At 59.4% G+C, this 24,931-nt stretch carries 25 protein-coding genes and 1 pseudogene; 15 read left to right on the top strand and 11 right to left on the bottom strand.

From position 1 onward, the window contains the following. Positions 1–101: 101 nt before the first annotated feature. Positions 102–1,339, top strand: a pseudogene (locus tag HW450_RS04735) (IS256 family transposase). Between the two features lie 498 nt (positions 1,340–1,837). On the opposite strand, the gene HW450_RS04730 reads toward HW450_RS04735, so the two are convergent. Then, the gene (locus HW450_RS04730) at positions 1,838–2,170 is read right to left on the bottom strand and encodes an AlbA family DNA-binding domain-containing protein (protein ID WP_182386842.1); all 333 of its coding nucleotides are present in this window, start codon (positions 2,168–2,170) and stop codon (positions 1,838–1,840) included. 425 nt (positions 2,171–2,595) lie between these two features. Between HW450_RS04730 and HW450_RS04725 the strand changes: the two genes are divergently transcribed. Next, the gene (locus tag HW450_RS04725) at positions 2,596–2,742 is read left to right on the top strand and encodes a hypothetical protein (protein WP_182386841.1); all 147 of its coding nucleotides are present in this window, start codon (positions 2,596–2,598) and stop codon (positions 2,740–2,742) included. A gap of 548 nt (positions 2,743–3,290) precedes the next feature. Further along, positions 3,291–3,914, top strand: a complete 624-nt coding sequence (locus HW450_RS04720) for a DDE-type integrase/transposase/recombinase (protein WP_182386840.1) — start codon at positions 3,291–3,293, stop codon at positions 3,912–3,914. Between the two features lie 140 nt (positions 3,915–4,054). Here HW450_RS04720 and HW450_RS04715 read toward each other — a convergent pair whose 3' ends face one another. Further along, entirely contained in the window at positions 4,055–6,271 is a 2,217-nt protein-coding gene (locus tag HW450_RS04715) for an NADP-dependent isocitrate dehydrogenase (RefSeq protein ID WP_182386839.1), read from the bottom strand. A gap of 302 nt (positions 6,272–6,573) precedes the next feature. Here HW450_RS04715 and HW450_RS04710 point away from each other — a divergent pair, with 302 nt between their 5' ends. Further along, the gene (locus tag HW450_RS04710; protein WP_182386838.1) at positions 6,574–7,164 is read left to right on the top strand and encodes a hypothetical protein; all 591 of its coding nucleotides are present in this window, start codon (positions 6,574–6,576) and stop codon (positions 7,162–7,164) included. Beyond that, positions 7,161–8,057 carry an exodeoxyribonuclease III gene (locus HW450_RS04705; protein WP_182386837.1) on the top strand — a complete coding sequence of 299 codons (897 nt, stop codon included), beginning with the start codon at positions 7,161–7,163 and terminating at the stop codon, positions 8,055–8,057. The genes HW450_RS04710 and HW450_RS04705 overlap by 4 nt, the downstream gene beginning before the upstream one ends. On the opposite strand, the gene HW450_RS04700 is transcribed toward HW450_RS04705, so the two are convergent. Next, the gene (locus tag HW450_RS04700; RefSeq protein ID WP_182386836.1) at positions 8,054–8,371 is read right to left on the bottom strand and encodes a thiol-disulfide oxidoreductase DCC family protein; all 318 of its coding nucleotides are present in this window, start codon (positions 8,369–8,371) and stop codon (positions 8,054–8,056) included. The genes HW450_RS04705 and HW450_RS04700 overlap by 4 nt on opposite strands. On the opposite strand from HW450_RS04700, the gene panB reads away from it, so the two are divergent. Continuing rightward, positions 8,370–9,206, top strand: coding sequence for a 3-methyl-2-oxobutanoate hydroxymethyltransferase (gene panB, locus HW450_RS04695; protein ID WP_232843336.1), 837 nt, complete (start codon positions 8,370–8,372; stop codon positions 9,204–9,206). The genes HW450_RS04700 and panB overlap by 2 nt on opposite strands. Here the strand turns inward: panB and panC are convergent. Genes panC through HW450_RS04675 form a run of 4 tightly spaced genes read right to left on the bottom strand, consistent with a single transcriptional unit; the run spans position 9,203 to position 12,693 of the window. Continuing rightward, entirely contained in the window at positions 9,203–10,093 is an 891-nt protein-coding gene (gene panC / locus HW450_RS04690; protein WP_182386835.1) for a pantoate--beta-alanine ligase, read from the bottom strand. The genes panB and panC overlap by 4 nt on opposite strands. Positions 10,094–10,104: 11 nt before the next feature. Beyond that, a complete protein-coding gene (locus HW450_RS04685; protein WP_182386834.1) occupies positions 10,105–10,824 on the bottom strand; it encodes an ABC transporter ATP-binding protein in 720 nt (239 codons plus the stop codon). Then, positions 10,817–11,560, bottom strand: a complete 744-nt coding sequence (locus HW450_RS04680) for an ABC transporter permease (RefSeq protein ID WP_182386833.1) — start codon at positions 11,558–11,560, stop codon at positions 10,817–10,819. The genes HW450_RS04685 and HW450_RS04680 overlap by 8 nt, the downstream gene beginning before the upstream one ends. 5 nt (positions 11,561–11,565) lie before the next feature. Beyond that, positions 11,566–12,693 carry an ABC transporter substrate-binding protein gene (locus tag HW450_RS04675; protein ID WP_182386832.1) on the bottom strand — a complete coding sequence of 376 codons (1,128 nt, stop codon included), beginning with the start codon at positions 12,691–12,693 and terminating at the stop codon, positions 11,566–11,568. A gap of 196 nt (positions 12,694–12,889) precedes the next feature. On the opposite strand from HW450_RS04675, the gene HW450_RS04670 reads away from it, so the two are divergent. From HW450_RS04670 to HW450_RS04640, 7 genes are all read left to right on the top strand, one after another. Further along, the gene (locus HW450_RS04670) at positions 12,890–13,438 is read left to right on the top strand and encodes an OsmC family protein (protein WP_182386831.1); all 549 of its coding nucleotides are present in this window, start codon (positions 12,890–12,892) and stop codon (positions 13,436–13,438) included. Positions 13,439–13,460: 22 nt separating this feature from the next. Beyond that, on the top strand, positions 13,461–14,504 hold the full coding sequence (locus HW450_RS04665; RefSeq protein WP_182386830.1) for an acyl-CoA dehydrogenase family protein: 1,044 nt from the start codon (positions 13,461–13,463) through the stop codon (positions 14,502–14,504). Beyond that, positions 14,501–14,965, top strand: a complete 465-nt coding sequence (locus HW450_RS04660) for a flavin reductase family protein (RefSeq protein ID WP_182386829.1) — start codon at positions 14,501–14,503, stop codon at positions 14,963–14,965. The genes HW450_RS04665 and HW450_RS04660 overlap by 4 nt, the downstream gene beginning before the upstream one ends. Before the next feature lie 27 nt (positions 14,966–14,992). Beyond that, positions 14,993–16,027 (top strand): tryptophan--tRNA ligase, encoded by a 1,035-nt coding sequence (gene trpS, locus HW450_RS04655; RefSeq protein ID WP_182386828.1) that lies wholly within the window; start codon positions 14,993–14,995, stop codon positions 16,025–16,027. Positions 16,028–16,164: 137 nt separating this feature from the next. Then, positions 16,165–17,244 carry a YhjD/YihY/BrkB family envelope integrity protein gene (locus HW450_RS04650; protein WP_182386827.1) on the top strand — a complete coding sequence of 360 codons (1,080 nt, stop codon included), beginning with the start codon at positions 16,165–16,167 and terminating at the stop codon, positions 17,242–17,244. A 415-nt stretch (positions 17,245–17,659) separates the two neighbouring features. Beyond that, on the top strand, positions 17,660–18,058 hold the full coding sequence (locus tag HW450_RS04645) for an RDD family protein (protein WP_232843335.1): 399 nt from the start codon (positions 17,660–17,662) through the stop codon (positions 18,056–18,058). 5 nt (positions 18,059–18,063) lie between these two features. Beyond that, positions 18,064–18,945, top strand: coding sequence for an amidohydrolase family protein (locus tag HW450_RS04640; RefSeq protein ID WP_182386825.1), 882 nt, complete (start codon positions 18,064–18,066; stop codon positions 18,943–18,945). 3 nt (positions 18,946–18,948) lie between these two features. Here the strand turns inward: HW450_RS04640 and HW450_RS04635 are convergent, their stop codons facing one another. The 3 genes from HW450_RS04635 to HW450_RS04625 are packed head-to-tail and all read right to left on the bottom strand — an operon-like array spanning position 18,949 to position 21,320. Continuing rightward, entirely contained in the window at positions 18,949–20,175 is a 1,227-nt protein-coding gene (locus HW450_RS04635; RefSeq protein WP_182386824.1) for a hypothetical protein, read from the bottom strand. A 21-nt stretch (positions 20,176–20,196) separates the two neighbouring features. Then, positions 20,197–21,054 (bottom strand): C40 family peptidase, encoded by an 858-nt coding sequence (locus HW450_RS13145; RefSeq protein WP_182386823.1) that lies wholly within the window; start codon positions 21,052–21,054, stop codon positions 20,197–20,199. Then, positions 21,051–21,320 carry a hypothetical protein gene (locus HW450_RS04625; RefSeq protein WP_182386822.1) on the bottom strand — a complete coding sequence of 90 codons (270 nt, stop codon included), beginning with the start codon at positions 21,318–21,320 and terminating at the stop codon, positions 21,051–21,053. Before HW450_RS04625 ends, HW450_RS13145 begins: the two co-directional genes overlap by 4 nt. Before the next feature lie 58 nt (positions 21,321–21,378). Here HW450_RS04625 and upp point away from each other — a divergent pair, with 58 nt between their 5' ends. After that, positions 21,379–22,014 (top strand): uracil phosphoribosyltransferase, encoded by a 636-nt coding sequence (gene upp, locus HW450_RS04620; protein ID WP_182386821.1) that lies wholly within the window; start codon positions 21,379–21,381, stop codon positions 22,012–22,014. 76 nt (positions 22,015–22,090) lie between these two features. Here upp and HW450_RS04615 read toward each other — a convergent pair whose 3' ends face one another. After that, positions 22,091–23,653 carry a phospho-sugar mutase gene (locus HW450_RS04615; RefSeq protein WP_182386820.1) on the bottom strand — a complete coding sequence of 521 codons (1,563 nt, stop codon included), beginning with the start codon at positions 23,651–23,653 and terminating at the stop codon, positions 22,091–22,093. A 52-nt stretch (positions 23,654–23,705) separates the two neighbouring features. On the opposite strand from HW450_RS04615, the gene HW450_RS04610 reads away from it, so the two are divergent. Beyond that, positions 23,706–24,896: an amidohydrolase gene (locus tag HW450_RS04610; protein ID WP_182386819.1), complete on the top strand. Its 1,191-nt coding sequence runs from the start codon at positions 23,706–23,708 to the stop codon at positions 24,894–24,896. The last annotated feature ends 35 nt before the right edge of the window (positions 24,897–24,931 follow it).

The following is a 24,931-nucleotide window of genomic DNA, read 5'->3' as shown; positions in this document are numbered from 1 at the left end:
CTGTAGCCCGCGGTGAGCCTCGTGCCGGTGCACAATGAGGCGACCATCGCGGGTACCTTTCGAATCAACTCTTACCTATCCTCGAAAGGACGTACCCTGCGATGGCCGCTGTTCCTCATCATATCGACCCAATCTCGTATCTCGAAGAACTACTCCCCCAAGCCTCCCCAGACTTGATGCAGCAGATGCTTGCTGACTTCATTAACCACATCCTGTCGGCCGAAGCTGACAGTGTTTCTGGTGCCGACTACGCCACCGTGTCACCAGAGTGAACCAACACGCGCAATGGCTACCGACATCGCCAACTCGACACCCGAGTCGGCACCATCGATGTGGCCATCCCCAAACTGCGCACCGGGGCCTTCTTCCCCGACTGGCTGCTCGAGCGCCGCAGCAGGGCTGAGCGCGCTCTGACCACCGTGATTGCCACCTGGTACCTCAAAGGGGTCTCCACCCGCAGGATGGATGACCTTGTCGCCAGACTTGGGATCACCCACCTATCAAGGTCACAGGTCTCCGACATGGCCAAAGAACTCGACACCATGGTCGAAGACTTCCGCACCCGCCCGCTAGACACCGGCCCCTATTACTAGGTTTCCTGCGACGCACTGACGATGAAACTCCGTGAAGGCGGACGCGTGGTTAAAACCAGCGTGCTGTTAGCCCCCGGGGTTAACGCCGACGGATACCGGGAGTCATTCGGCATGCAGGTCGCTATCGCAGAATCCACCGCGTCGTGGACCGGGTTCTTCCGCGACCTCATCGCCCGCGGCTTATCCGGGGTATTCCTCGTCACCAGTGACGCCCACCTTGGGATTCAAGCCGCAGTCAGCGACTGTCTACCACAGGCTAGTTGGCAGCGGTGCCGCACCCACTTCGCGAAGAACCTTTCCTCCATGGTGCCGAAAACCCAGTGGCCGACCCTGTCAGCGATGTCACATACGATCTTTCAACAACCCGACTCTACGGCCATGTGGAATCAGGCACCGGAGGTAGTGAGCTTTTGTCAGCAGAAATTCCCGCATGTCGCCGACTTTCTGGAAGAGTCCCTCGAGGATGTGCTGGCGTTTACCACTGCACTGAAAGCGGTGTGGACGAAGGTGTGGTCCAACAACCCCACCGAGCGGCTCAACAGGAAATCAGGCGAAGAACCGATGTCGTTGGAATATTCCCCAACCGCGACGCGGTCGTACGTCTTGTCCGGGCTGTGCTCGCCGAGCAGCACGATGATTGGATCCAGCAAAAACGCTACATGTCACTGACCAGCCTGGAGCAGACCAAAACGACGATGACCGCTACCGTCATTAACGTCGGCGACCCCACCAAGGCGGCCGCATGAACCCACCCAACACCAATCCCGCGACGGTCCCTAGCACCAACACACTGCTTATTCAATCGAAAGGCAGATACACCACTTCCACGGACTTGACCACCAAGGTTTCGCAGTGGAATGAAGTCAGACAAACGATGCGTATACATCAGTGCTGACCATGCCGGGATGCACCATCCAAGCTCATGCGAATGGCTTACAGCGCCATGATTCTTGAATACATTAGCTAGTGCCGTGCCACTGACGCGAGGAACCTCGGGTCGGTTGGAAAAGAAAGCTTCCGGAGAAAGGTAATCAGTCACCTCGGTTGCGTCCAGCCCCTCAGCAACTAGTGCAGTCTCTGCCTCGAATTGACTGAGTTTTTGCCACAGTTCGCGCTCGACCTCAGGGTGGTCGAGCAAGCGCTTGGCGTAGCTGCTTTGGCGAAAGTACCGTTCACCTTCGAACGCATAGGGGGACCTTATGCGGTGCCTCGATCCGCAACATCGTGACGCGCTTGCCTTCAAGCTAAACATCTAGAAATTTCAATTGAGGGGTCGGGATAATTGCCCTGGTTAGCCAGGGGAGAAGGTCCTCGTTTCCTTTGCCCTTTGTCGTCTGCCAGGAGAAAGTTGTGCCGACGACATGGTGGTCATCGCTGATGCCCCAGATGAGATAGGCAGAGTTTTCATCGTTGAGGGTGGCTGAGTTGCTGAGCGCGCTAACGTAGCGGGCGATTTCGGCGCCTGTGGCTGCTGACTTGGTCTTGAACTTAATCCAGGGTAGCTCTGCGGGGAGCGCGAGGAACCGATGAACTCGAGCAGCAAGTTGCTCTGGTGACGTGTCGGTGAGTGGTGTCATTGTGGTCGCCTCGTTGCGGTCTATACAATATCGCGATCGCTATGTAATGACCGCGATATATCAGAAGCAAGAAACGAGCAAGAAAACGTTGGTGCAGTTCAACTCTAATTTCTGGCATCCAAAGTGACGCTTTTGGGCAGTTTTTCGGCGAACGCCCTCTCTGCCAGACTAGTTGTGAATAATCCGACCTCCTGAAAGGCTTTCAATCATGACTATCTCTATCCCCCCATTACACAGAAAAAAGGCGGTCATACGACGCGGCTGAGCGCCGCGAGATTGTGCTGACCTACATCCGGTGTCCTTATGGGACCAAAGGCCAGTACGCAGAGTCTGTTGGTGTTAGCGCGGACACAATCCGTGACTGGATGGCTGCGTTAGCTGATGGGGATCTTGAATCAGGCCAGGCTCCCCGCAAAACTGGAAAGATGACCAAGGACGACGTTGCCGAGATCCGCCGACTGGAGAAACTTCTTTCCGAGGAGAAAAAGAAAGTAGCCAAGCTAGAAGCTGAAAAAGCCCAACAAGCTCGCCAGTACGAAGCAGATCGCAAGAAATGGGCTGATTTTCGATGATGCATGGCGAAAGGCGGTTGATGGCCTGGGAAAAGCTATAGAGATAATGCGCGGTCCTGGCACCACTTAACCCGTGGTGGCAGAAACCTCGATGAGCACCAGCAGGAACGACGTGCCCAGCTTATCGCTGCCGAAGAGACCATCATTGCGGCTCTTCGTGCTGCGGGGCTGAGCAAAGCTACTGCGCTGTCTATCGTCGGGATTTCATCAACGACGTGGCATTATCGGCATCACCCACGCCCGCAGGTAGCTAATCCTACCCCGCGGCATCTGCGGACCGGTACGAAAATCCCCGAGGAAGATTACCAAGAGATCGCGCGTTTAGTATCCCTGGGGCATCGCGAAGGAGTAGCACCAACCCAGGCGTACTATCGCCATCTTGATGACCCCAATCAACGGTATTTGGCATCAGAGCGCACGTTCTACCGAGTAAGCAAGAAGCTTCGCCACCCTGCGTTAGGTGCGCGCAAGACCAAGCAGCACCAACGGCGCGCACGCCCGGAAATCACGGCAACAGCACCAGGGCAAGTCATCGTCTGGGATGTCACGTGGATTCTTGGATACTACAAGGGCCTCAAAATGGCCGATGTATTGCTTCATGGATCTTATGCTCCCGCTACATCGTCGGGTTTACCATCCAAACGCATGAATCATCAGCGATAGCCTCACAGTTGCTTGAGCAGATCGTCAAAGCAAATGACCTTAACATCAACACCGCTGACATTGCTATTGTCCACAGCGATAACGGTGGCCCGATGACCAGCGAGAACATGCAACAAACCTTGGCGTCGTACAACATCAGTCAGTCACTGTCCCGCCCGAGCGTATTAGGTGACAACGCGCAGAGGCAGTCATATCACAGGGTCGTGAAATATCACCGCCTCACAGACCGTCACAACCTGCCGAAGACCATTGATGAAGCCATGAGCCTATTTTCCGAAATTATCGACACCTACAACACCATTGACTATCACTCCGGCATTGGCTTTTATACCCCGCACATGGTCTACAACGACACCGCCCCCACAGTGGCCGCAACACGGCTAGCGAAGAAACAGGCCCACTACCAACAACACCCCGAGCGCTACACCAAGCCCCCACGAATCCAACTACCACCCGATGCAGTAACCATCAACCAACCCAAACCACAAAAGCTCTACACCTGCGAATAAAGAATCAACAAACCCAAATCATTCACAACTAATTGACAGTGAGCGACGAAGCAAGAAACGAAGCAAGAAACGAAGCAAGAAAAAGCCGCCCCCACCAATGAAGTGGCGAAAGGCGGCTATCGACTCGATCTAGAGGCGACTTACTTCTTCAGAGCGTCGATGATCTCGTTGAACTTCGCGGATGGGCGCATCACAGCGGTGACCTTGTCTTCCGCTGGTGCGTAGTAGCCACCGAGGTCTGCTGGGGAGCCCTGGTTGTCCAGGAGGTCCTTTTCGATCTCAGCGGATGCAGCAGCCAGGGAAGCAGCAACCGGCTGGAAGATGCCAGCGAGCTCTGCGTCAGCGGACTGTGCAGCCAGCTCTTCAGCCCAGAACTTGGTCAGGAAGAAGTGGGAGCCGCGGTTATCGATCTCGCCGACCTTGCGGGATGGGGAGAGGTTCTCGTCGAGCAGCTTTTCGGTTGCCTTGTCCAGGGCGTCGGCAAGCACGGCAGCCTTGTCGATGCCAGCGGTGTTAGCGAAGTGACGCAGGGACTCAGCCAGTGCCAGGAACTCACCGAGGGAGTCCCAACGCAGGTGGTTTTCTTCCTGAACCTGCTGAACGTGCTTCGGTGCGGAGCCGCCAGCGCCGGTCTCGAACAGGCCGCCGCCCGCCATCAGAGGAACGATGGACAGCATCTTTGCGGAGGTCCCGAGCTCAAGGATTGGGAAGAGGTCGGTGTTGTAGTCACGCAGCACGTTACCGGTGACGGAGATGGTGTCCTCGCCACGACGCATGCGATCGATGGAGAACTGGGTGGCCTCCACTGGGGAAAGGACACGAATGTCGAGGCCCTCGGTGTCGTGATCCTTCAGGTACTTCTCCACCAGGGTGATCAGGTTGCGGTCGTGTGCGCGCTCTGGATCGAGCCAGAAGACTGCTGGCATGCCGGAGAGGCGGGAACGGGTGACAGCGAGCTTGACCCAGTCCTGGATTGGGGCGTCCTTGGTCTGGCATGCGCGCCAGATGTCGCCGGTGGATACCTCGTGCTCCATCAGAACGTCGCCGGCAGCATTAACGACGACGACCTTGCCGTCAGCGGCAATCTTGAAGGTCTTGTCGTGGGAGCCGTATTCCTCAGCCTTCTGAGCCATCAGACCAACGTTAGGGACGGTGCCCATGGTGGCTGGATCGAAGGCGCCGTTCTTCTTGCAGTCCTCAATGACGGTCTGGTAGACGCCAGCGTAGGAGGAATCCGGCAGCACTGCCAGGGTGTCCTGCTCTTCGCCAGCAGCGTTCCACATGTGGCCGGAGGTACGGATCATGGCTGGCATGGAGGCGTCGACGATGACGTCGGAAGGCACGTGCAGGTTGGTGATGCCCTTGTCGGAGTTCACCATGGCCACTGCAGGCCCCTCGGCCAGAGCCTTGTCGAAGGCAGCCTTGATCTCTGCACCGTTGTCCAGCTCGGACAGGCCAGCGAGGATAGCGCCGAGGCCGTTCTCGCCGTCGAGGCCGGCTGCGAGCAGCTGCTCACCGTACTGTGCGAAGACGTCCTTGAAGAACGCGCGGACGACGTGACCGAAGATGATTGGGTCGGAGACCTTCATCATGGTGGCCTTGAGGTGGGTGGAGAACAGAACGCCCTCCTCCTTCGCACGCTTGACCTGCTCAGCCAGGAACTCATCCAGGGCAGCTACGCGCATGACGGTGGAGTCGACAACTTCACCCTCGAGGACCTTCAGGCCCTCCTTCAGGACCTCTTCGGAACCGTCAACCTTGACCAGCTTGATGGTCAGGGTATCAGCTGTAGGCATGATCACGGACTGCTCGTTGTGTCGGAAGTCGTTAGCGTCCATGGTGGCGACGTTGGTCTTGGAATCCGCGGTCCATGCGCCCATGCGGTGTGGGTTCTTCTTAGCGAAGTTCTTCACAGCGATTGGGGCGCGGCGGTCGGAGTTGCCCTCACGCAGCACGGGGTTCACAGCGGAGCCCTTGACAGCGTCGTAACGTGCGCGGACGTCCTTTTCCTCATCGGTCTCAGGAGCATCTGGGTACTCAGGGAGTGCGTAGCCCTGCTCCTGCAGTTCCTTGATCGCGGCCTTGAGCTGGGGGACGGAAGCAGAGATGTTTGGAAGCTTGATGATGTTTGCTTCTGGGGTCTTGGCCAGTTCGCCCAGCTCAGCGAGGGCGTCGTCGACCTTCTGGTCCTCATTCAGGAAGTCTGGGAACTGGGACAGGATGCGGCCGGCGAGGGAAATATCGCGGGTCTCAACTTCGATACCTGCGGTGGAAGCGAAAGCTTCAACTACTGGCTTGAGTGAGTAGGTTGCGAGAAGCGGAGCCTCGTCGGTGCGGGTGTAAATGATCTTTGCCAATGTAACTCCCTAAAGAAGATTGCAGTACAAATATCAAGAATACCTGTTTACCCTCTGGAGGGGAGCGTTCTGGTACCCCTTACTTGGGTTAGTAATAGGGGTCACACTTTTTGGTTTTTGGGGTGGAGGGGTGCTGCTTTACGACGGCCAAAAGTCACCATCACTACCCCTCTCGACAATCGCGTCCCGCAGCCCTGGGGGAGGAGCGCTGGCGGGGATGCGCCCTGTCCGATGATTTGCAGAGTCTATGGTTGCTAAGATTCCCCTAGCTATCTCATCGACTAAGAGCCTGGTGATTCTTCGTGCTTGCTGGCATTCGCGCCTCCGGGATTTGGGGCATTGTCTCAGGAAGCTTGTGGCTTGTCTACGCCGTGGTGCGGCTGGTGGAGATGTTCCTGCTGCAATCGCCTTTGGCAGGAAACTGGATTCGCTACGTCACGCTTGTGCTTTATGTGCTCTGCGCTGGGGGGTACTATCTCTTTTTCCGGGTCACCTCTCCGCGTTGGTCGGCCCTGTACTTGGGGTTGACTCTGCTCGGTTCGGCACTTTTTATCTTCGAGGTGACCCAGCTGGGGCATGTGGTGCGCAACTATGCCACCAGTGCAATGCCGATACGACCATCGCAAATCGTTTATCCGCTCTCGATCATGGCGTTAGGGGCAGCGGCGTGGAAGACCTTTGACTGCCCACGGATCTTTGGTGTGTTGCTTTTTAGCTTCGCATTCTCCTGGCTCATCTTGGCGCCGTTCTCGCAGCAGCCGGCGATTTTGACACATATGGCTTTCGTTGCGGATGCGATGGGGATGGTGGCGTCGGTAAGCCTGGCGGTGTGGGCGATTGTGGCAGGGCGTAACCGTCGGCAAGCTGGCAGCGACTACACTCCTAGCCCATGACCTTTCGTATCGCCTCTATCAACGTCAACGGTATTCGCGCGGCTGTGAAAGAACGCAGCGAAACCAACCGCGGTTTTCTGCCCTGGCTAGCGCAATCGGGCGCGGATGTCGTATTGCTGCAGGAGGTGCGTGCGACAGAGAAACAAACTCTTGAGGCTCTGGCCCCCGCGCTTGACGACGGCTGGCACTACGTAGGTGCCGAAGCCGCCGCGAAGGGGCGCGCCGGAGTGGGAATCCTCTCTCGTTCCCCGCTGAGCGACGTCACCGTGGGAATCCCGGGATTTGAGGATTCCGGCCGCTACCTGCACGGTACGATCGACGATATCACCGTGGCGTCCCTGTACCTGCCATCGGGGTCGGCAGGGACAGCGAAGCAGGACGAAAAGTACCGTTTCTTGGATGTCTTTGGGGAGCAGCTGGTCGAGTTGGCGGTGAACAACCCGCTCATGGTGATCGGCGGCGACTGGAACATCTGCCACCGCCGGGAGGACCTGAAGAACTGGAAAACCAACCAGAAGAAGTCCGGTTTCCTCGCGGACGAACGGGCATTCATGGATTCCGTGTTCGGCGTGTTCCCCGATGAACGCTCCCAAATCGAAGCCCATGGCACCTATCTGGGCGCGGTTGAATACACCTCCGACCAGCCATTACGCCAGCCGGCGGCTGAACCACTGTGGTTTGACGTGGCCCGTCGCCTCCAGCCGGAAGATGCGCCGCACACCTGGTGGACCTATCGTGGCCAGGCCTTCGATACCGGCGCCGGGTGGCGTATCGACTACCAAGCGGCAACGGCAGGCATGCTGGAGCGCGCGCAGCGGGCGTGGGTAGACAAAGCCGCCGCCTACGATCTGCGCTGGTCGGACCATGCTCCGCTCGTGGTGGATTACTCCTAAATCCGGCAGACTTGCGCCCCGACGAAACGACCCAGCCGATGCCGATTCCACGCCACGATCCGGTACACCGCCGCGAAAAGTGGCGTATCAATCACCCCGCCCGCTATACGGACGAGGGGTGAGCGGCCGTGGCGTTGTAACGCCTGCGCAATGGCCCGGTGCCCCAGGTACACCCGCTCGGTGGGGTCGATGTAATAAGCGTTGCGCTGAATGTATAGTCCAGTGCCAGGTGACGTGGGCAAGTCCCGGGTGAAACGCGTGAGATAACCCAGGCTCCACACACAAAAGCCACAATCGGCATCATAAAAGAACATGACAACAATGGTAGGTGCAATGTCCGGATATTTGGTTCCCACGAAACAGGTTCGTGTGTCTGACCTGCAGGCTCGTAAGGGGGACAAGCCGTGGGCGATGCTGACCTGCTACGACTATTCCACCGCCCGGGCCTTCGCTGCGGCCGGAATTGAATGCATTCTGGTGGGGGATTCCGCGGCCAACGTCATGCTTGGTTACGATTCCACCACCGCCGTCACCCTCGATGAGATGGCGATGCTGGGTGCTGCCGTCGTGCGGGGCGCGGGCAACGCCCTCGTAGTGGTGGATCTGCCGTTTGGCACCTACGAGGCATCCGACGAACAAGCAGTGCGCAGTGCTACTGAGCTGCTGCGACGCACCGGTGGTCATGTGATCAAGCTGGAAGGCGGCGTCCGCATGGCAGACCGGATTGCGGCGCTAAAACGCGCTGGGCTTGCGGTGTGCGCGCATGTCGGTTTTACCCCGCAGTCGGTGAACGGTCTGGGGGGCTTCAAAGTGCAGGGGCGGGGAGATGCCGCGCAGGCGGTCCGCGACGACGTCGCTGCCGTCGTGGAAGCAGGCGCCGACATGGTGGTGTTCGAGATGGTGCCGGCGCAGCTTGCAGCGGACATCACCGCGAACTGCCCGATCCCCACCGTGGGCATTGGTGCCGGCGCAGGGTGCGACGCACAAGTCCTGGTGTGGCATGACATGCTCGCCGTGCCGGAAGGTGGCCGTCGGCCGATCTTCGTGGGGGTGTTTGGCGCCGTGGGCGCTGAGCTGACCCGTGGCGCGGCGTCGTACAAGGAAGCCGTCGAAAAGGGCACCTTCCCGACGGCCGACAAAGACTTCTAATCGCGCGGCTGGCCCGTGACTTCCTCGGATCCGAAGTCGATACCGATGTTGTCGATCAAGCGGGTTGTGCCGACCCGTGCTGCGACCAGCAGCCGGTTTGCCCCCTCGGGGTCGACTGCGCCCAGGTTCGGGCCACGAAGTTCTAGGTAGTCCAACTCGATGCTGGGGACGGCGTCGATAACGGCGCGGGCCGCGGCAACCACAGCGTCCGGTCCCTTGCCCGCCACGTAGGCGCCCGAGGTGAGGGCCGCCGACAGCGTGAGGGCCAGCTCGCGCTCATCGGCGCTCAGGTAGGTGTTCCGCGAGGACATCGCCAACCCATCGGCCTCGCGCACGATAGGGGCGCCGATCACCTGCACATCCAGGTTCAGATCTGTCACCATCTGCTGAATAACGATCAGCTGCTGGTAGTCCTTCTCTCCGAAAATGGCGTGTGAGCAGTGCGTGATCTGGAACAGCTTATTGACCACAGTGAGTACCCCAGCGAAGTGCGTCGGACGGGAGGCGCCTTCCAAAATAGTGCCGACCTCACCAGGGTGAATGACCGTGCGAGGGCCATTGGGGTACATCTCGCGTGGGGTGGGTGCGAACACGGCGTCGGCACCCGCCGCACGCAGCTTTTCGACGTCCGCCTCCAACGTCCTCGGGTACGCATCCAGATCCTCGCCCTCCGCAAACTGCAGAGGATTGACGAAAATGCTCACCACTACAACCGCGCCAGGAATACGCTGCGCTGCCTTCACCAAGGAGATATGTCCCGCGTGCAACGCCCCCATGGTCGGGACGAGGACGACGGGCCGGGCCGTCTTCCGCAGCGCGCTCGTCATACGCTGAATCTCATCGATGGTTGTGAACACAGTGGCTTGGCCGGGTTGGAATGCAGTCATACCCAGTGAGTTTAGTGCCCATGCCCCAGCAACTTGAGCAAGTGCTCGCGTAGGTCGCCGCGGTAGTCACGAACACTCAGGTCTGCGATGATCGTCGACGGCGCCGGACTCATCACCAGAATGCGGTCAGACAGGTAGATTGCCTCGTCCACATCGTGCGTCACCATCACCACGGTGCGCCGGGACTGTTGCCATAGTTCGCGCAGCTGCTGCTGCAGATCGTGCCGGGTCAGGGCGTCGAGCGCGCCGAAGGGCTCATCGAGCAGCAGCACTTTCGGGTTGATCGCGAATGCTCGTGCGATGCCGACGCGCTGTTGCATGCCACCAGACAACTGCGCCGGTTTGCGCTGCGCGGCATGGCTCAGGCCCACGCTAGCCAACGCCTCAGAAGCGAGCTCGTGGCGCTGGTCCGGGGTCAGTTCGGGCCGGGCTGAGCGCAACCCGAACTCAACGTTCGCGTGGGCACTGAGCCACGGCAGGAGCGCGTGGTCCTGAAACACCATGCCCCGTTCCGGGCTGGGCCCCGTCACCCGATCCCCGAACGCCGATACCTCTCCAGTACTGGGGGAAGTCAGCCCCGCGATCATTCCTAAAATGGTCGATTTCCCACAGCCCGAGGGGCCGATGAGCGAGACGAACTGGCCACTGTCGATGCTGGCGGAGGTCTCGGAAATGATCTCGGTAGTGCCGTACCGTTGGGTGATCCGATCGAGAGTGAGTTGACTAGTCATATTTCACTGCTTTCTGGAGAGCGGCTACAGCATGATCCAAGATCAAGCCGACGAGGCCGATAATGAGGATGGCGCTGACGATGGCATTGATATCGAGGCGGTTCCACATGTTCCACACGAAAAACCCGATTCCGCTGCCGCCCACGAGCATCTCGGCAGCGATAATGACCAGCCACGAGGTGGACAAAGACACCCGGAGCCCAGTGATCACCCCCGGCAAAATCGCCGGAAACCACACATGAGTGAGGCGCAACAGTGGCGGGGTTCCCAGGGTGTCTGCGAGTTTCAGATACGTCGGGTTAACCTGTTGCACTGCTGCGATGGTGGCGAGCAAAGTGGGCCACATTGCCGTCAAGACGATCACAAACAGCGCCGTGAGTTCAGAATCGCGAAGTAACGCCAGCCCCAACGGCAGCCATGCCAGTGGAGAGACCGGCCGAAGAATCTGGATGAACGGATCCATGCCACGCCGGAAAAGCTCGCTGCGACCGAGGAAGAACCCCAACGGGATTGCGATGGCTGAGGCGATCGCGAATCCGATGGCCACGCGACGCAAGCTCGCCAACACATGCTGTGCGATGGTCACGGGGTCGGACAGGATCTTCGCCATGCTGTTCCAGGTGCCGAGGGGAGTGGGTGCGAGATCGCTGAGCATCCCAGCGGTTCTGGCGAGCTGCCAGACGCCGAGGACAACAGCAGCGATAGCTGCAGAAAGAGCACTTGCTTTGAGCGTCATGTACGTTACCGTCCTTGGGTTGGGGCGAGCGGGGAAAACGAGTCGCCGCTGATTGTGAGGTCAGGTAGATCAGCGGGGAGAGTGCCATCAGTAAGGACAGCGCGGGAGGCAGCGATGATCGCCTCGTCGGTGTGCGGGACCGCGTTGCCGGCCAAACCCCAGCGGGTTAACTGCGTCGTCATCCAGATCAGTGCCCCAGGATCAGTGGGGCCGCCATACTCGACCCGAAGTGGATCCAAGACCTCCTTGTCACTGTCCCAGTCGCGGTAACGGCCGGAAAATACCGGCTCGAACAGCTTGGCGGGTTGGTTCAGGTAAGTGGGGGAGGAGGCAATGGAAATCAGCTGAGGAGTGAAGGAATCGTCGTCGGCAAGCAAGGCAGCTTCGGACAGGGCAGCCACCAGCGCGCGTGCGGTTTCCGGGTGACGCTCCTTCCAGTCCTTGGCCATCGCGATGCTGCAGCACGGGTGACCATCCCACAGCTGGCGAGTGAGGCGGAAAATCCGCCCAGCGCCGGAAGCGATCGCGCGCTGGTTGAAGGGCTCGGGGCCGACGAACCCATCGATGGTGCCCACTTCCAGCTGCGCCACCATGTCAGCAGGGCGGAGCAGGCGAAGCTCAACGTCCTCGCCGGGGCGCACGCCGCCGGTCTCTAAAAATTGGCGGAGCAGCAGTGCATGAACGGAGTACTCGAACGGGATGCCAAGCACCATACCGCGGAAATCCTGGGCAGTGGTTACCGCACCGTGGTGCCGTGTGGCCAACGTGATCGCCTGGCCGTTCGTGTTCTGCGTGAATGCTAGCTCAGTGGGGCGCTGAGCATCGGTCATTCCGGAATCGATTGCCACGGGCATCGGCGCCAACATGTGCGCGACATGAAGCTGGTCGGTGGCGTAGGCGCTCCACAGGTCGGCCCAACCGGCGAACTTCTTCAGTTTCACGGCCGCGCCATGCGACGCAAAGAGCCCGAGTGCGTCGGCGAGAATGAGCGGCATGGCGCAGGCAATCGGGACGTATCCGATGGTCAGTGGTTGCGTCTTCGAGGGCTTTGTCGTGGTGGCTGCCGATAAGAGCGCGCTCACTCCCACAGCGGCGGACAACTGAAGTGCTGTACGGCGGGTAATGAGGGACATGTGACCAGAGTGTAGCCCCAAATGTGAACTGCTCAGTCTGAAAAATTTTTTTTGGGGGGAATTATGGGTCTGTGACCTGGTGGAAAGGTTAAAAATTGGGGGTGATAGCCCCTCTGAATAATAGACTGAGTGGTTCACAAATTGTATACCGTCATGTACTGTGGTGGCGTAATCGAGCACACAGAAAGGAAACCCCATGTCAGAACTCACTCCACAGCACGCCCCAGGCACTCCACTCCAGGCCATCGATGCTGAGAAACTCACCGAACTGGCCCGCAAAAACGTGGAGAACCCAGCAGGTGGCCGCAAGGCGATCCGCACCCACACCGAAGCAGACGGACAATTCCGTAACTACACCCAAATCCGCGATCTAGCCCCAGTGCTGGTTTCCGAACCGCCGCAGCTGCTTGGCGACGACTCCGCCCCAAATCCCACCGAAGTGGCACAAGCCGCGCTGGCCGCATGCATCTCCGTGGGGATCCAAGCCATCGCCACCCACCGCGGAGTCACCCTGACCAAGATCGCCATCGATATCGAATCTGACATTGATATCTCTCCAACCTGGGGAGTTGGTGACCTCAGCGATGACAAGCGCCCAGGAGTCTCTGATGTGCGCGTCAAGGTAGAACTCGAAGGCAACGCTGACCGCGAGACACTCGACAAGATCCACCGCGATGCCATCACCTGGTCCCCGGTAGTCAACACCTACACCCGACCAGCAAAGCTCACCTCCGAACTGGTCTAGCCGATCACCGAAAGGTCCACTCATGCCTGAACAGACCCTCGCGCCACTCGTACTCGACTCTGCCTTCGCCACCGATGTGCAGGCCCACGCCAGCGAAGTCGATCGTGGTGTCACGCCAGCCCGCTACATCCTGGAACCCCTCGCCACCGCAGGTCACCTAGCTCGCCCGGAACTTGACCATCGAGCAGCAGTGATCCGGGAACTAGCCCGCTACGATCTCTCCGTCGGGTTCACGGTGTGGGCGGACCTCATGGCGCTCACGTACCTGGAGCAATCCGGCACCGAGTACGCCGAGCGTGTTGCCCTGGCACTGCGCTCCGGGCAACGGCCTGGCATTACTGCGATGGCATCCGCATTCAAAGAGTTTGCCGGAGCGGGAAACATTGAGCTTGTTGCCCAGGAAACAGCAGGCGGGTTCCGCATCAACGGTACGCTCGCCTGGGCATCCAACCTGTACCCGGACGCCCTCCTCGTTACTGCAGTAAAAGACGAAAATGGCAAAAACTACATCGTGGCACTTGATGCCGACGCGCCAGGTGTGGAACTCGGCAAGCCATTCGGACTACTTGGCCTCAACGCCACCGCCTCAGCCTCGGTGAAATTCGACAACGCTTTTGTTCCGCACTCCCAAGTGCTCAGCGCAGATTTCGAGGAGTTCATGAGCGCGGTTCGGCCGACATTTGTGCTGCTGCAAGTAGCCGAATGCTTAGGTGTTGCTGAGGCAGCGATCACCGCTGCGCAAGGCCGACTGTTTGGGGTGAACCAGTCCCTGGCATCGGACGTGGCTGCGACGGCTCAGCGCGTCGGCAAGCTGGTGGCGCGACACGACGGACTCGTTGCCACAGGAGGCACGGCCGTCGACTTGCTGGAGCTGCGACTTGCTGCAGCGGAGGCAGCTGTGGATGCGGCAGCACTGGAAGTTCGTGTCGCTGGGGGCGCAGGATATGCCCGTGGTTCGGCGACATCGCGCCGCTTCCGTGAAGCTACGTTCATCCCCGTGCAGTCCCCGTCAGAGGCACAGCTGAGGTGGGAACTGGCGCAGCTGAAAGAACGGAGCGCAGCGTGAGTATTACTGAATTCAAGCAGGCTGTCTCACGATTCCCCTCGGGCGTGACAGTAGTAGCTGCCGAGGTAGATGGTGAAAAAGTGGGGCTGACTGTGAGCTCCTTCGCCTCCCTGTCCCTGGAGCCGCCCATGGTGCTGGCGTGCATCGATTCGCGCAGCGCCTCCTTAGCCAAGCTGCTCCACGCCACCGAGGTCGGGATCTCCATCCTGTCCGAACACCAAGCCGACTACGCCCGCCGGTTTGCTAGCAAGATCGAGGATCGTTTCGAGTCCGTCAGCCACCACCAACGCGGAGGAGCGGTACTACTCGACGACGCGGCGGCGTGGCTCACCGGAAGCATCAGCTCGGCGATAACCGACGGCGACCACACGATCCTCACCTTCCGAGTCACCGATTTTGCTGCCAATGACAACGTGCGCCCCCTGTTTTATGTCCAAGGGCAGCTGCTGTCAATCGCGTGATCCCTGACAGCGCTACACTACATAACCATGACTGACACTGCACCACAGCCTGAGAAGAAACAACGAGTCCTATCCGGTATCCAGCCCACCGCTGATTCCTACCATCTAGGTAATTATCTCGGAGCTTTAAAGCAGTGGATTGATCTGCAGGACGGCTACGACGCGTTCTACTTCATCCCAGATCTCCATGCGATCACGGTGGATCAGGATCCGAAGGAGCTGCGCGCTCGCACTGTAGCGGGCGCGGCGCAGCTGCTGGCCTTGGGCATTGACCCAGAAAAGTCCACCCTGTTCGTGCAATCTCACGTGCACGAGCACGCCGAGCTCGGTTGGGTGCTCACCTGCCTCACCGGTTTTGGTGAGGCCTCCCGCATGACCCAGTTCAAAGACAAGTCCGCGAAGCGTGGGGCGGACCGAACCAGCGCTGGGCTGTTTACCTACCCCATGTTGATGGCCGCCGACATTTTGCTATACCGCCCGCAGCTAGTTCCGGTGGGGGAGGATCAGCGACAGCACCTGGAGCTCACCCGCACGCTGGCGGAGCGCTTTAATGCTCGCTTTAAGAAGACCTTCGTGGTTCCGGAAGGCATGATTCCGGAAGGCGCAGCTAAGATCTACGATCTGCAAGACCCGACGTCAAAGATGAGCAAGTCTGCGGCCAACCCGAAGGGCTGCATTAACCTGCTGGATGATCCTAAGGTGTCCGCTAAGCGCATTAAATCTGCTGTCACGGACAATGACGGCGAGATTCGCTACGACAAGGAAACCAAGCCGGGCGTGTCTAACCTGCTGGTGATCCAGTCGGCGCTGACTGGGAAATCCATCGACGACCTCGTCGCAGGATACGCGGGCCAAGGCTACGGAGCGCTCAAGACCGATACGGCCGATGCGCTGGAGGCCTTCACCACGCCACTGAAGGCCAAGTACGACGAGTATATGTCCGACAAAGGCGAGTTGGAGCGCGTCCTGGCAGTTGGGGCGGAAAAGGCCTCGGAGATTGCGGCCCGTACCCTGGCGGACGTGTACCGCAACGTGGGCTTCCTGGCCCCACGCCGGGCTTAACGACGCCCACTGCTTTCTGTAACAATCCAGCTAAGAATCCTGGCGGATGGCTGCACATTCGCTGAAAACCTGGCCGTTCCTCTCTACTGTGAGTAGGAGCGGCTATTTAATTAACGAACCAAGGAGCATAACAAGTCATGGCGAGCACCAGGGCGAAAGAGCAGCGTACCGACGAATACGGTATTGAGCGGGCGCACAAAGATAACCCAGGCGCAGTTGATTCATTGCGACTCAAATGGCCCTGGTTCGACCACATTATGCGGATGAACGAGCGCTTCGGAACGATGGGCGGCAACCAGTACGCCGCGGGCATTACCTATTTTTCCGTGTTGTCGATGTTCCCGATCCTGATGCTGGTGTTTGCCGGGTTAGGCTTCGTGTTGGCCAACAATCAGGACCTGCTCACTCAAGTGCAGAACAAGATCGGTGAGATGGCGTCGGGGGAGATGGGCGATACCCTCAATGACATTTTGGATACCGCCATTAATCAGCGAGGCGCGATCGCAAGTATCGGTACCTTGACCGCCCTGTGGTCTGGTCTGGGGTGGATGAACAATCTGCGTTATGGCGTCTCCAAAATGTGGAAGGTCGACCCCACCAAGGAAAACTTCTTCATGGCGAAGCTCAAGGATCTGGTGGGGCTATTCGGACTGCTGCTGGCCTTTGCCATTGCGTTCGGAGTCACGGCCGTGGGGGCCAGTGGCCTGACCAAGCAGCTGATCGAGCGCTTCGGACTGGAAAGCGTCCCAGGAATCTCCCTGATCGCCCCAACGGTCGCCATCCTCGTTGGTTTGCTTGCTAACTTCCTGGTCTTTCTCTGGCTGATTAAGTTCATGCCACGCGCTAAGGTGCCGATGAAATCAGCGGTACATGCAGCGATGATCGGCGCCGTCGCCTTCGAGGTGTTCAAGCAGCTTGCGAACATGTTCTTCTCCAAGGGCCTATCCAACCCAGCGGGCGCTACCTTCGGTCCGATCATCGGCATCATGGTGCTGCTGTACTTCATTTGGCGCATCCTGCTGTACTGCTCCGCGTGGGCAGCAACTACGGAAGAATCCCTGGCGCAGGCCATCGTCGAAGTGCCGGAACCAGCCGTGATCCGGGTGCGCAATGAAGTTCACACCGGGGCGCCTCGTGCCGCATGGGCTGGGCTCGGCGCAGCCGTCGGTTTGGCCGGCACCGCCCTAGCTGCCAAACTCTGGAGCAAGGATTCATGAATGTCTACCAGCAGTTCGGCCTCAACCCAGCAGATCCTTCCCTAGTACTTGCTATTGAGCTCCGGCAGAAACAAGCAACGTTGCCCGCGGGCTCACCGGAACACCTGCTAGGCGGGCGAAGTACGACGAGGCACTCGCGCTGCAGCGCACTTTGACATGGGAAGAGGTGGAAGAACTAGCCAACACTGATGCGCTGCCACGTGAGGGGACCAACCCCTTCGAAAAACGGCCATCCACTCCCTTGATTTCCAAGCGTGGTGCCAACCCGTTCGCTGCAGCACCAGTGGCCGCTCCGCCGACTCAATCGACGCCACCGTCTACCTCACCATCACCGGCACCAGTGGCAGCGCCACAGGACAACAACGCACCTTCGACAACGAAACGTGTCATCGCCTGCATCATTGACTTTGTCGGATTGCAAGCACTGACCACCGTTTTCCTATTATGGGAAGTAAATTCGTTAGCTTCGGGAAGCTTTTTGAAATGGATGGGCTTGGGTAGCCTCCCGCTGTATTTTGTATTGATGTTCGGATACGCGGTGGCTACCGAGGTGCTCTGGGGCGGCTCAATCGGAAAACAGATCATGGGCCTAGCAGTGGTGGATGCTACTACGTCACAGCGCCTGAACTGGAAGCAAGCACTGCGACGTAACCTGTGGCGTTTCACTAAAATCCTTCCGTTTGTCGGATGGATCATCACACCCATCATCGGTTGCGTATTGATAGCGCAGATTTCAAGCAGCCCGGATCATCGTGGACCACATGACCGGGCAGCTAATGCACGAGTGGTGAGTAAGTTCGCTCATTTAAACTAGAGCGCATGAAACAGGAACTGGATATCAAACCGGAATACAAAGCGCTGGATAGGCAGCTGGTCGCGCAGCTACCGAAGGTGATCCTGCGACACGATATTGAAGCCGATGCTCGGGAAGTAAGCGCGCAGCTTGCTGCGTTAGCCGCAGAGAACGTGGTGTATGTGGAGCTGCGCTGTGAGGTCGCAACCGAGCAGCAGCGACAGGAGATCGCGAACGCTATCCAAGAGGCGCAGACCCAGCACGGCATCGAAGCACGAATCGTTGGTACTACTGCGGGCGAAGAAGTGGTGGGAGTGGGCGTCGATAAGCGTGCTGCCGCGCAGGTCGCCGAAGCCCACACTGCCTACCTGCCGGTATCCTTCCGCTGCGATGACCCGGCTGATTTCCCGCTCGCCATCGCCCACGGCGCCGACCGCATCAGTGGCGCTTTGACCCTCTACGAAGACTTCAGCGTCAACCTCGAGGGAATATCCGCCGGCCCCGCCTCTGCTTATCTTCGGGACCGCGAAGTGCCGCTGGAGATGTCGCTGAGTGCCGACCTGGACGCGGGGCTTATCGACGACATCGGTGACCACCCACTGCCACTGCTACAACAACTCGGGTTCACCTGCACCCTCAACCCGCAGGGGCACAACATCACCGACGAGATGATGCTGCTCGTCGAAGGTTTCGACTACGGGCTCGAGGAGCTGTTCGAGCTCACCGTCAACGCCATCGAAGGCGCCTTTGCCCCCATTGAGCTGCGCCGTAGCCTGCTCAACGACGTCATTGCGCCGGCATACCAGCAGTTCGCAGACATGACAGAGCCCGGAGTAGCTACCGATTTCCTTGACGACGAAGAAGACGAAGCAGCAGACTCCGGGCTTCGAATCACCGGGCTGGAATAACGCCTAGAACTTGCTGAAACGCTTGGTCAGCGATGACTCCAGCTCCGACCATCCCCTCGCCTCGTCAGTGTACGGGGCCGATGGGATGTAGCTGGAACGTGCGCCCAGCATGTAAGAGATGTAATCTTGCAGGCCGGGGTTAGCCAGCAGCAACGAATTCAGGGAGTCATCGCCGGCCCAGTCGGCGGCGTCGGCAAGCAGCTCATAGGCCTGCCGCATCTGCTCCACATCCACGTCCTTCGGGCCCTTCGTGATGTCCTGCACCAGGCCATTGAAGGAGTACACATTCACCGGGTGGACAGTGATCTCTGCGGTGCCACCATTGACCTCGTCCATCACGTCCTGCCAGGTAGACACACGGGCCAGGTCATGATCACCGTGTTCGACCAGCCACCGCAATAGTGCCTTCGGGTTAGAGAACGTGAAAATCTCACCAAACCGGCCCAGGAATACCGGCGCCTGATTCACGTAAGTACGCAAGGTGTAGACCACACGACCATCGATCGCGATCTTGATCGGGTCAATCCCGGCCACGCCCCACAGCGAAACATCGTAAGGATCTTGGGCAGCCTCCGCCTCAGCAGCTTCCCGCTCTGCCTGTGCCTTAGCCTCGGCAGCGGCCTTCTCCGCAGCCTCAATAGCGGTGGCGGCATCCGCAACATCAGATTCCGCAACCTCAGGGGTGTACACGAGAGCATCCAAAACATCGACCACTCCGTTCCACCCCTTCAGCACAGTCCGGCCGATCGCAGACCACTCGCTCATTCCGGCCTCCTGGCTGAAGTGATCCGAACCTCGCTCAACACCGCCAAGAATGGAGTAGCTGCCGAAGAACTCCTGAACATCAGCGACATCGCACACCGAGCCTAGGCTCCGGGCGATGGCAAAAGCACGAGCCGTCTTCGACACATTTTCGTACGACGGGCGACCAGCCAAGAACTCAGGAGCGCCCACCACATCATAAAAATCGCGCTTACCAGGCACCACACGCAGCACGCCACGCTCGTCAAACGACCGCCACTGCGGGTGGCTCATCAAATCATGCTTCGTGCCAGACCTTAAAAACGCCAGCAGCTGCGCCGGAGACTCGAAGAAGAAGACGTGCTCGCCAGCACCGAGGAACGCTTGCCACTCGGCGCCATGCTCTTTCCAGCTCGGAGCCCACAAGGTGTAAAAATCACCATCAGTGAGGGAAATCTTAACTGGGAGGATGCCTTGGTTTTGTGCCATAAGCACACATATTAGCGTTAATCAGCCCGTTGGCCTGAAATAACCCTTAAATGCCATCCCCATGTTCGTTTCCCGCAATGGATTCACCGATACTGGGTCACCAGCCTCGATCAGGCTGCCCCGGCCGTCGTACATCGCTACGTGACCATCCCACACCGCTAGATCACCAGCCTGCAGCTCATGGTGCGCCACCTGACGCCCGATCGTCTGCTCCTGAGCCAGCCGCGGCAACTCCACCCCAGCCTGGCGCCACGCCCACTGCGTAAAGCCACTGCAATCGAAACCAACGCCAGGAGTGGTTCCGCCCCACGCATACGGTGTGCCCAGCTGCGACAATGCAGCCTGCACCGCAGCCTCGCCCTGAGCGTTGCCCTGCGCATTGCCCCCAGGTGCTCTAGAAACAGCAGCCGGAACCATCTCCGGCGGCAACTCAGGTAGTGGAGCAGTACCCACCTCATCCAACCGCAGGACCGCCGGTAAAAGCTCTGACTCCAACTGCGCAATACGATCTCGCGCGCGACCAAAAGCAGCGCCAGCCAGCAGTGACAGCTGCGTCAACGCCGCCTCCTGACTCCCCGGAACAGGCGATAGAAACTGCGGAATCAACTGAGCAGCTTCCTGGAGGAACTCCCTGCCAATTCCAACGACATCCTGCACAGCGCTGGACAGTGAAGGCGCAACAGCCGAGACAATGCTTTCAAGCACACCGCGGTCGTGAGTAAGAAGAGAGTGGATCTCGGTAAGGGGGCCGGGATTGGCGCCCAGGGCGTCGGCAAGCTGCAGTGCCCCCGCGAGATCAGGAAGACCCCCAAGGTGCAGCTCGACCTCTCCAGGAAGCACATCCTCAAGTGCACGCAGCGGAGCTACAAGATCAATCATCCGAGTTCCTCCATGGCATAGCCGAGGGTGACATCGGCATCGCGCACCTGATCAATAACATGATCAGAGTTAGCCGACACCCGGTCGAGAAACCGCTGGTAGTACTCAGCGCGGGTATTCAGACGCTGCACCGCCCTCTGCAACGCGCTAGGAAACGCGCCTTCCGAGGTGGTGCGAACAACGCAAGGTTGAACAAAATCAATGGATCGACGGACAGAATCGGACAGTTCACGGGCAACAACTGGATCAAAAAATAAAAGGCTCACACTTAGTTAGACTGATCGAACCCCCGAAAAGGTTGCATCGTGGCATAGAATTTTTTCTATGGACATCCACATCGTCAATCATCCGCTCGCTGCATCCCGACTCACGATCATGCGTGACGCCCGAAGCGACAACGCAGTTTTCCGCGCTGCGCTGGCAGATCTCGGCGCCATGCTCATTTACGAAGCATCCCGCGACCTGGAAGTCGAACACTTCGACTGCACCACCCCCGTCGCCGTTGCCCAAGGCACCCGCCTCCTAGACCCACCGATCATTGTCCCCGTGATTCGCGCCGGGCTCGGCATGATTGACCCCGCACTGTCCATGATCCCCGACGCCCAGGTGGGATTCATTGGCCTCGCACGCGACGAAGAGACCCACGAACCAGTGCCATACCTCGAAGCACTTCCAGAAGACCTCTCTGGGCGCACCGTGTTCGTCGTCGATCCAATGCTCGCTACGGGCGGATCCCTCATCTACGCCATCAGGTTGCTCGCTGAACGAGGGGCCACCGACATCACCGCAGTGTGCATGGTCTCCGCCCAAGACGGTGTCGACGCACTCGCGAACTCCGGGCTACCCGTCCGGCTCGTCACCGCCACCATTGACCCATCCCTGAACGAGCAGGCCTACATTGTGCCCGGTCTCGGCGATGCCGGTGACCGCCTCTACGGGCCACGAAATATCCACCTGTAGTCAGTGCAAGTCGGTTGAGCAGCCCGGTGCTGCCTCATCTGAGGCTGCCAACCCGGCAACCTCAGATCTGGGCCGGCTACAACCGAGCAACGAGTTCTTCAATGTCAGCCGTCAACCGCTCCAGCAGCTCCTCGGCATCGGACGCCTCCCACGGCCGGTGGACTTCCAAATAGAACTTCGTCTTGTTTTCGGTGCCCGACGTGCGGGCGAGCGCGCGCACACCCGCGCCGGAGAACAGTACCCCCTCTGAGCAGACCAGCGGTTGTGCCTCGACGGGGATCCCCGCCAGGGTGCTTGGCGTATGGCTGCGGAGTGAAAGCAACAGGCCGTGCGGGTCAGAAGAACGGACGGCGATCTGGGCGCCGAGGAATTTACCGTAGCGCTTGTGGAGTGAGTTCAGTTCGTCGGCAAGCGTGAGGCCTTGGGCTTTGAGCTCTGCTGCCCAGTCGCAGGCGAAGAGGGCAGTGGAGATGCCATCTTTGTCTCCCACGAGGTGCGGCGCTGGGGCGGTGCCGATGGCTTCTTCGTAGGCAAACGCGAGTGTGCCAGTGCAGTGGTCGGCGCCTCGGATCAGATGTTTGAATCCGGTGCAGGTGTCCTGGTAATCCCAGCCACGGTCGGCGGCGATATGGGATAGGAGCCGGGAGCTGACTTCGGAAGCTGCGACCACGGGGTGCTCAGTTGCGTCAATGTGGGGAGCGAGCCGGATGGCGAGGAGCGGACCGAGGTCGTCGCCCCGCAACATGGCGTGCGTGCCATCGGATTTCCGGTATCCGATGGCGCACCGGTCCGCATCGGGATCAAGTGCGATGAGGAGGTCGGCATCCACCGCTGCTGCTGTTTCCAACAACAGGTCGGTGGCGCCGGGCTCCTCGGGGTTGGGGAAATTGACGGTGGGGAAGATAGGGTCGGGGTAGTGCTGGGCCGAGACGGGGAAGATTCGGGCAAATCCTGCAGCTTGTAGCGCTTGGGTGAGGGCGCGACCGCCCACTCCGTGCATCGCTGTGTAAGCGACTTTCAGCGCGGCGCGTTCGTTATTAACCCGCAGCAGATCAGCCTGCGGGGGCGCGATGAGGTCCACCACGTCGTCGATGTAACGGCGCAGTTGGTCGGTGGTGGGGCGAACCATCACACGGGGAATATCCAGCGGGTTGCCAACGGCCCGGATGGCGTCCTCGATGGCGCGCTCTGCAGTTTCATCGATCTGGCGGCCGTCGGAGAGATACACCTTGTAGCCGTTGTAGCCCGCCGGGTTGTGTGACGCCGTGATCTGCACACCGGCGTCGAGGCAGCGCGCCCGAATGAGGTAGGGCACCAATTGCGTGGGGGCGGGGGTGGGAAGGAGGGTGACGTCGAATCCCGCCCCAGCAAACACTTCTGCGGCTGCGGAGGCAAAGTTTGGGGAACCGTAGCGCGCGTCGTATCCCACGACTACCTGCAAGGGGCCCTCTTGGTTGAAAAGTCCCAGGTGCGGTGCATGAGGGTGTGCTTTGCGCTCTTGGCCGATGGATTGTTGAAGCCACGCTGCCAGTCCTGCGGTGATCCGCATGATCTGGGTGACGTTCATCTGGTCGGGCGCCGGGCCGATAGGGGCGCGCATACCAGCGGTGCCGAAGGAAAGCTCACGAGGCTGGGACATATCACCAACTTAGTCGCTTTGACTAGACTTCGGGGAAGGAGGAAACACATTCATGACCATTCGCACCCACATCGACTCGTGGTTGGCAGAGAACTCGGGGCAAATGCATGCCTGGCGAGAGCATTTTCACCGTAATCCGGAGCTTTCGCACATGGAATATGACACCACAGCGTACATTGCGGAGGTGTTGCGAGAGCACGGGCTCGAGCCTCAGCTGTTTCCTGGGACGGGACTGATGGTGGATTTGGGGCCCACGGACGGTCCGCGAATTGCGTTTCGGGGAGATATTGACGCGCTGCCCATCGAGGAGCACACTGGATTGGCCTACGCGTCGGCCCACCCGGGGGTCATGCACGCCTGCGGGCACGACGTTCACACCGCCATTGCCTTATCGACGGCCATTGCCCTATCGACATACCCCTTAACAACAGGCGTGCGGGTGATTTTCCAGCCCGCCGAAGAAGTCATGGATGGGGGCGCCCAGGAAGTGATCGCCTGGGGCGGCATTGAAGGGGTGGACCAGATCTTCGCCCTGCACGCGGAACCAAAGTTGCGTGTCGGTCTGATCGGGGCGCGCACCGGGGCTATCACCTCAGCAGGAGACATTGTGGAGGTCCGGGTGACCGGGTCCGGCGGGCACTCTTCTCGGCCACACATGACGTCCGACGTGGTGTATGCGCTGTCGCTGCTGGTGACGCAGCTGCCGGGGTTGCTGTCGCGTCGGGTGGATCCTCGCACGGGGACCGTAATGGTGTTCGGCACTATTAACGCCGGTTATGCCGCCAACGCCATCCCCGAGACAGGGGCGGTGTCGGGGACGATCCGTACCGCTGACATTGGGGTGTGGCGGAAAATTGAACCCCTCATCCGAGAATTGATCGCGCAGATCCTGGCACCAACTGGGTGTGACTTCGAGATCCGATACATCCGAGGCGTTCCTCCTGTAGTCAATGACGATGTGTCCACCGCGATGCTGGTGGAGGCGGCCCGGACTATCGACCCGATGAGCGTAGTTGAGGCTCCGCAGTCCTCCGGCGGAGAAGACTTCTCATGGTATCTGGAACATATTCCTGGCGCGATGGCACGTCTGGGCTGCTGGAACGGCGTAGGAGAAAAACATGACCTGCATCGCGGTGACCTGGTGGTGGACCCCAGGTGCATCGAGGTAGGTGTGCGCTTGTTCGGAGCTATTGCGCAGAAATTTGCATATGAAGCGAATAATCCGGATGGTGGGCTAAGCTAAGCCCTGAACTTAAAACATGAGTGTTGGAGGAAGAT

Source organism: Corynebacterium hindlerae (assembly GCF_014117265.1).
GTDB lineage: Bacteria > Actinomycetota > Actinomycetes > Mycobacteriales > Mycobacteriaceae > Corynebacterium > Corynebacterium hindlerae.
This window is presented reverse-complemented; position numbering and strand designations above follow the sequence as displayed.